Origin of the sequence: Kitasatospora sp. NPDC058406 (genome assembly GCF_042722765.1) — a bacterium.
Lineage (GTDB): Bacteria > Actinomycetota > Actinomycetes > Streptomycetales > Streptomycetaceae > Kitasatospora.
This window is the reverse complement of record NZ_JBHXKE010000348.1, coordinates 1-7,210: the sequence shown is the minus strand read 5'-3', so window position 1 is coordinate 7,210 and position 7,210 is coordinate 1. Positions and strand designations below refer to the sequence as shown.

Here is a 7,210-nt window from a genome sequence, read left to right as displayed (position 1 = left end):
CTGGACCTCCTGCTGGACCCGGAGGTCGGCATCGTCTCGATGGGCGGCCGGGCCGGCACCGGAAAGTCCGCGCTGGCGCTCTGCGCCGGGCTGGAAGCCGTCCTGGAGCGGCAGCAGCACCGCAAGGTGATGGTCTTCCGGCCCCTCTACGCCGTCGGCGGCCAGGAGCTCGGCTACCTGCCCGGCAGCGAGAGCGAGAAGATGAGCCCCTGGGCCCAGGCCGTCTTCGACACCCTCTCCGCCGTCACCACCCCCGACGTCATCGAGGAGATCATCTCCCGGGGCATGCTGGAGGTCCTGCCGCTGACCCACATCCGCGGGCGTTCCCTGCACGACGCCTTCGTGATCGTCGACGAGGCACAGTCCCTGGAACGCAACGTCCTGCTCACCGTCCTCTCCCGGATCGGCCAGGGCTCACGCGTCGTCCTCACCCACGACGTCGCCCAACGCGACAACCTCCGGGTCGGCCGCCACGACGGCGTCGTCGCCGTGGTGGAGAAGCTGAAGGGCCACCCACTCTTCGCCCACATCACCCTCACCCGCTCCGAACGCTCCCCCATCGCCGCCCTCGTCACCGAGATGCTGGAGGACGTCCAGGTCTGACCCCGCCGTGGAGCGCCTAACGGCAGACCGCGGCCCGGTCGCCCCCTTCCAGTACCTCACGGGTCGCGGAGCCGTAGGACACCTCGGTGCGTTCGGCGCCGCCGATGCCCGCTCCCCGCTGGAAACGCTCCAGGGCGGCCACGGTGGCCTCGTCGAACCGGCCGCGGACGAACGGCATGCCCCGGTGGTAGCAGCCCGCGCCGGACAGGAGTCGTTGCAGCGTCAGGACACCTTCCCCGCTGTCGCCCCAGTGCAGGGGAGCGGAACGGGCGGAGCCGGTCGGCGACGTTGTGCCGGGCCGGTCCGACGGGGTGGGTCCGGGCGTCGCCGGGCGGCTGCTCCCCGGACCGCCCGCCGTGGCGGCGGAGAGGGTGGGTGCCGGCGCGGCGTCCGGTTCCTCCTCCGGCCGGGTGGGCACGGCACGCCGGTCCCCCGCCCGGTCGGGCGTGGTCAGCACCGGCGTCATGGTGCAGGCCAGCGTCAAGGTGCCGAGTCCGGCCGCCCAGAGGGCCGCCGTCCGGCGCCTGCGGGCGTGCCGTGCCGACCGGCGGCGCCGACGGTGTCCGGGCGTGCGCGGCTCCGCTCCGACCGCTGCGGGCGCCGCACGGTCGGCGGCGTCCCCGGCCGCGGCGTCGGACGGCTCCGGCGGAGCCGGATCCCAGCGGCCGAGCAGTGCGCGCGCCTGCAGTTCGGCGATGTCCCAGTGGTGGACGGCCCGCAGGTCGGCCAGTGCCCCGGCGCAGGGCTCGCACCCGTCCAGGTGGCCGGTCATCTCCGGGTCGGCCGCACGACCGCCGCTCGCGGCATCGGCCAGCCGGATCGCCAGGTGCCGGCACAGCCGCTCGGTCACGAGGGAGTTGCGTTCCCGCAGGTAGGCCATGGCCAGTTACTGCCGTACCGGGCCGGCCGGGGCCGGGTGCGCCGGCGGGGCACCTGCTCCGGGTACCGGCAGCAAGGTGTGCCACACCTCGGTCGCCGCGGGTTCGGGCAGCCGGTGGAGCGCGCGGAGGAGCGGGCAGCCGCTCTCGGCCGTACGGAGCGCGGCGACGAGCCCGGCCCTGGCGGACCCCTGCTGCCGGTGGTGCAGCCAGCGTCCGAAGGCGGGCGACAGGTGGTCGGGGCGTCCGTCGTCGGCCCACCGGGCGGCCAGTTGACGGGCCCCGTCCACCAGGCAGGACATCCAGGTCAGGGCGGGGACGGGCCCGCGGTCGAAGACGTCCAGGGCCTGGTTGAAGGTCGCCACCGTGAGCGTCTCGGCGCTCCGCCGGTCCCCGCAGAGGACGCCGGCGTAGGCCAGCACCACCTCGCCGTGTCTGCGCATGAGCTCCTCGGCCGCGGCGCGCCGGGTGGGCGCGGCCACCAGCAGGCCGGAGAGTTCGGAGTCGGTGAGGGGGGCGACGGGAGCGGGCATGGAAGTCCTTGCTGGATCGGTCCTCGGCGGACCCGCGCCCTGCCGGGCTCCGGGTCTCCGTCGGCTGTCTCTGGGAGGAGCCGCGAGCCGGCGGCCGCGCCCGCCGTGTTGCGCAACCGTGACCGCCCGACCATGACCGCGCCGGCGCCCGACCGCGCTCCGGTACGCCCGGCGGACCGCCGCCCGGTGGGCGGCGGTCCTGGGGGGAGGTGTCCCTGCGGTCCTGCGGGTGGGTCAGTTCCCGAGGGTGACCGCGGTGTCGTCGATCAGATAGGTCGTCCGGGCCGAGAGGTCCTCCCGGCCCACGAAGCGCACGTCGACGTACTGACCCGCGTACGAAGACAGGTCGACGCTCCGCTCGACGTAACCGGTGGTCGCGTCCAGGTTGGACCAGGTGGCGAGCACCGTGTCGCCGGCCTGGACGGTCAGCTTGTCGTAGGGCACGGTCGTGGTTTCCTCGCCGGTGCTGATGTGCACCCAGAAGGTCAGCACCGCCCGGCAGCCGTACGGAATGTGGACGGTCTGGGACAGGGTGTCGGTGCTGGTGTCGCCGTGCCCGCCCAGCCAGGCCTTCCACGCTCCGCTGCGCGGGAGGGTGTAGGGGTTGCCGGAGTCGACGGTCCGGCCGTTCGACGCGGTCCAGTCGACCGGGCCGTCCTCGAAGCCGGGGTTGGCCAACTGCTGGGTGGTGGCGCACTCCCCCACGGTGTAGGTGATCCAGGAGAACGACACCACGTCGTGGGCCCCGGTGGGGTCGGTGGCCGTGAGCGTGACGGTGCCGGTGGCCTGGGTGGTGGGGGTGCCGGTGATCACACCGCTGGAGGCGTCGATCGTCAGGCCGGCGGGCAGGCCGGTGGCGGTGTAGGTGAGCGGCCCCGCGTTGCTGCTGGTGGCCTCGATCCGGAGGTTCACCTCGGTGCCGGTCCGGGTGACCTGGTCGCCGGGACCGGTCAGGGTGACGCCGGTGGTGATGCGGGATCCGACGTTGACGGCCGCCCACGCGTTGGCGGTGTTGCGGTAGGCGAGGCTGTCGGCGCCGTACAGGTCGGCGGCGGCCTTGAGGGTGGCGGTGCGAGCGCCGGCGTAGTCGGTGGAGGAGGTCATGTAGGTGCTCAGCGCCCGGTACCAGATCGCCGCGGCGGCGGCGCGCCCGATCGGGTTGACCGCCTTGCCGTCGGAGGTCGGCGAGTCGTACGCCACGCCGTTGACGAGCTTGGCGCCGCTGCCCTCGGAGGCCAGGTAGAACCAGTGGTTGGCCGGGCCGGAGGAGAAGTGGACGTTGACGGAGCCGATCCCGGCGTACCAGTAGTCCTTGGAGGCGCCGTCCTTGGAGGGCTTGTCCATGTAGCGCAGCGGCGTGCCGTCGCCGTTGATGTTGATCTTCTCGCCGATCAGGTAGTCCCCCGGATCGGTGGAGTTCCCGGCCCAGAACTCGACGGCGGAGGCCATGATGTCCGAGGTCGCCTCGTTGAGGCCGCCGGACTCACCGCTGTAGACCAGGCCCGCGGTGTGGGAGGTGACGCCGTGCGTCATCTCGTGGGCGGCCACGTCGACCGAGGTGAGCGGGTTGACGTCGTAGTCGCCGTCGCCGTACGTCATGCAGAAGCAGACGTCCCACCAGTACGCGTTGGCGTAGCTCGTGCCGTAGTGGACGTGGCTGGTCGCGGCGACGCCGTCGTTCCTGACCCCGTTGCGGCCCTGGACCTCCTTGTAGTAGTCCCAGGTCAGTTGGGCACCGTAGGCGGCGTCGACGCCGGCGGTCTGCACCTGGTCGGGCCGGCCGTTGCCCCAGACGTCGTCGGCGTCGGCGAACAGGGTGCCCTTGGCCCGGTCGTCCTCGGTGTGCTCCAGGTCGTACGTCCGGTGGCCGCCGCGGGTGTCGTCGGTCATCGTGTGGGTGCCGTCGGCCTCCTTGGTGCCGATGGCGACCTCGCCGGAGTACTGGCTGTGGCCGGTACCGTTCTTGATGTTCTGGAAGTCGAACAGGTGGGCGCCGGTGGCGGCGTCGGTGACGACGTGCAGTTCCGCCGGAGTCCCGTCGCCCTGCACCCCGCCGACGACGCTCTCCCAGGCCCGCACCGGCCGGCCGGTCGCGGCCCACACGACCTCGCGGACGGACGCGACCGCCGCGCCGCTCACCCCCTCGGCCCCGGCGCGCTCCAGCGCCCGGGCGTTGGCGGTCCCGGCGGTGACGGCCGCCAGGGAGGGGCTGACCGCGAGGGTGACGCCGGTGGCCTTGTCGACGTCCTTGACCGTGCCGTCGGCGGCCGTGTGGACCACCAGGTCGCCGCCGAGGACCGGGAGTCCGGCGAGGGTGCGGTCGTACCGGGTGTGCAGCGATCCGTCCGTGTCCTTGCTGACGGACTTCGGCACCAACTCCTCCTCGGGGCCGAGACCGAGGGCTTCGGCGGTGGCCGAGCGGCGGGTCCGGGCGTCGGCCGTCAGCGCGGCCTGCTCCTCCTGGTCCAGCGCCGCGGGCGCGGCGCCCGCCCGGGGGGCGGGGATGCCGGGGACGCCGGGGCCGACGCGCTCGGCGGCGGTCACGGTGGAGCCGGAGGTGACCGGTCCGGCCGAGGCGGCACCGGGCGGCAGCACGGCGCTGATGAGGGAGACGCCGAGCGCGAGCGCGCACGCTGCGGCTGTCCTGCGGGTGTGAGGTGTCAAGGAAAACTCCTCGGGGGGTGGCCGGCGTCGGGCCCGGCCTCGGGGACCCGGATGCGCCGGACAACGTTGTCCGGTCGCCGTCCGGGCGACGGCGTACAGGCAACTGCCGCTCTCCACTGACCACTTGAAGAGCTCGGCAGGCTCGACGAAGCCTGGCATGTTTGCGCGAACATGTCACCAGGTCCGGTGCGAACCGGCCTGATGCGGCAAGCCCCGGCGCGGCCCTCGCTCCCACCGGCGGATCTTCCGCAGGGCCCCGTTCCGGGGCGGACGCCGGGTCCGAGGACTGGTCGGAGGACTGGTCGGAGCCTGCGCGACGACGACCTGCGCGCCCCGGCGGCGGGGCGCGTCGACGCCCCGGACCCGTGGAGAGGGTCCGGGGCGACAGTGGCCGCAATGGCCGGATGCGATCGGAGCCGGGTCGGCGCGTCGGGCGAACGGTCATCGGGCCGGACGGACGGTCAGCCCTCCAGATCGCCCCACTGACCGAGCAGGTCGTCCTCCGAGAGCTCCTCGGCCGGCCCGTCCTCCCCGATGAGCGACTGGGAGGTCCAGATGGTCTTGCCCCGCGCCGAGTAGCGGGTGCCCCAGCGCTCGGCGTAGCGGGCGACGAGGAACAGACCGCGTCCGCCCTCGTCGGTGTCCGCGGCCCGGCGGATGTGCGGCGCGGTGCTGTTCCCGTCGGAGACCTCGCAGACCAGGGTCTCGGTGAGGAGCAGCCGGACGTGGACGGGTTCCCGGCCGTACCGCACGGCGTTGGTGATCAGTTCGCTGAGGATGAGCTCGGTGCCGAAGGAGAGCCGCTCCAGCCCCCAGTCGGCCAGCCGGCGGACGCAGTCCCGGCGCACCGGACCCACCGCCTCGGGGGCGCTGGGCACGTCCCATGCGGCGACCCGGTCCCGGGCCAGGAGCCGGGTCCGCGCCACCACGAGGGCGACGTCGTCGGTCGGCCGGGTGCGCAGCATCGCCCCGATCACGCTCTCGCAAGCCTCCTCGGGAGACCGGGCCGGGCCGGCGAGTGCCTCCGCCAGAGCGTCCAGGGCGAAGTCCACGTCCCGGTCGCGGGCCTTGAGCAGGCCGTCGGTGCAGAGCACCAGCCGGGAACCCTCGGGCACCGCCAGTTCGACGGCCTCCACGGGCATGCCGGCCCCGAGGCCCAGCGGAGGGGAGACCGGCGGCTGCACGAACTCGACGGTGCCGTCGGGGCGGACCAGGGCCATCGGGAGGTGGCCCGCACTGGCGGCGGCGACCCGGCCGGCGACCGCGTCGTAGACGGCGTAGAAGCAGGTGGCTCCCGTCATCATCCGGGCGCTGTCCGGGCCCTCGCCCTCCTGGTCGTCGATGCGGGCGACCAGGTCGTCGAGGTGGCCGAGCAGTTCGTCCGGGGGGAGGTCGAGGGCCGAGAAGTTGTGGACGGCGATCCGCAGGCGGCCCATGGTGACGGCGGCGTGCAGGCCGTGGCCGACCACGTCGCCGACGACGAGGGCGACCCGGGCGCCGGGCAGCGGGATGACGTCGAACCAGTCGCCGCCCACCCCGGCCTGGGCGGGGAGGTAGCGGTGGGCCACGTCCAGGGCCTCCTGGGCCGGCAGCTCCCGGGGCAGCAGGCTGCGCTGGAGGGTCTCCGCCATGGCGTGCTCCCGGCTGTAGCGCCAGGCGTTGTCGATGCAGACCGCGGCACGGCTGCCGACCTCCTTGGCGAAGGCGAGGTCCTCCTCGTCGAACGGCGGGGAGTCGTGGGCGCGCCAGAAGTTCACCAGCCCCAGGGTCAGGCCGCGCGCCTGGAGCGGGACGACCATCAGCGAGTGGATGCCGTGGTCGAGGATCCGCTGGGCGCGTTCGAGGTCCTGGCTCCGCCAGCCCGTGGAGGCCCCGAGGTCGGCCTCGACGACGGCCCGGCCTTCGCGCACGCTCGCCGCCATGGGTGTGCCCGGCACGAAGTCGATCAGCCGCCCGACCGGGTAGAGCGGGTGGTCCTCCGCGAGCCCCGCGACGGCGCTGCGGCGCAGCACCGTGGAGGCCCCGGCCGGGGCGTCGCCGTGCAGCACCGGGTCCTGCAGCTCGACGCTGGCGATGTCGGCGAAGCCCGGGACGGCCGCCTGCACCAGTTCCTCCGCGGTCCGCACCACGTTCAGCGTCGATCCGATCCGCATCCCGGCGTCGTAGAGCAACCGCAGCCGCGCCCTGGCCAGCTTCGCGCGGCCGGCCAGCACCCGCAGCTCGGTGGTGTCGCGCAGGGTCACCACGCTGGTGCCGTGCACTCCGGTGGGAGAGGTGGGCCGCTTGTTGAGGGAGAGCAGCCGCTCCCCGGCGCGGTGGACCTCGTCGTCGGCGGTGCGGCCGGAGGCAAGCAGCTCGGCGGTGTCGGTGTCGAGCCCGAGGGAGTCGACGCGGCGCCCCTCCGCGTCGGCGGGGAGGTCGAGGAGGCGGCGGGCCTCGTCGTTGGCCAGGAGCAGGCGGCCGCCGTCGTCGGTGATCAGGACGCCCTCGCGCACCGAGTGCAGGACGGCGTCGTGGTGTTCGTACATCCGG

The 7,210-nt window shown here is 74.0% G+C and carries 5 protein-coding genes; 1 reads left to right on the top strand and 4 read right to left on the bottom strand.

The annotated features are described in order from the left end of the window. The coding region (locus ACFWOG_RS38055) for a PhoH family protein (RefSeq protein ID WP_380364067.1) at positions 1-603 on the top strand (603 nt) is incomplete at its 5' end. Between the two features lie 16 nt (positions 604-619). Here ACFWOG_RS38055 and ACFWOG_RS38050 read toward each other — a convergent pair. The 4 genes from ACFWOG_RS38050 to ACFWOG_RS38035 all read right to left on the bottom strand — a co-directional run. After that, a complete protein-coding gene (locus ACFWOG_RS38050; RefSeq protein WP_380364065.1) occupies positions 620-1,483 on the bottom strand; it encodes a peptidoglycan-binding protein in 864 nt (287 codons plus the stop codon). A 6-nt stretch (positions 1,484-1,489) separates the two neighbouring features. After that, positions 1,490-2,014, bottom strand: coding sequence for a hypothetical protein (locus tag ACFWOG_RS38045; protein WP_380364063.1), 525 nt, complete (start codon positions 2,012-2,014; stop codon positions 1,490-1,492). 234 nt (positions 2,015-2,248) lie between these two features. Then, entirely contained in the window at positions 2,249-4,678 is a 2,430-nt protein-coding gene (locus ACFWOG_RS38040) for a M4 family metallopeptidase (RefSeq protein WP_380364061.1), read from the bottom strand. 461 nt (positions 4,679-5,139) lie between these two features. Beyond that, positions 5,140-7,210 (bottom strand): SpoIIE family protein phosphatase (locus ACFWOG_RS38035; RefSeq protein WP_380364059.1); only part of this gene is annotated, 2,071 nt, incomplete at its 5' end.

Bases quoted from the DNA above. Each gene is read 5' to 3' on its own strand.
- ACFWOG_RS38050 (WP_380364065.1), bottom strand. From the start codon at position 1,483: ATGGCCTACCTGCGGGAACGCAACTCCCTCGTGACCGAGCGGCTGTGC.
- ACFWOG_RS38045 (WP_380364063.1), bottom strand. From the start codon at position 2,014: ATGCCCGCTCCCGTCGCCCCCCTCACCGACTCCGAACTCTCCGGCCTG.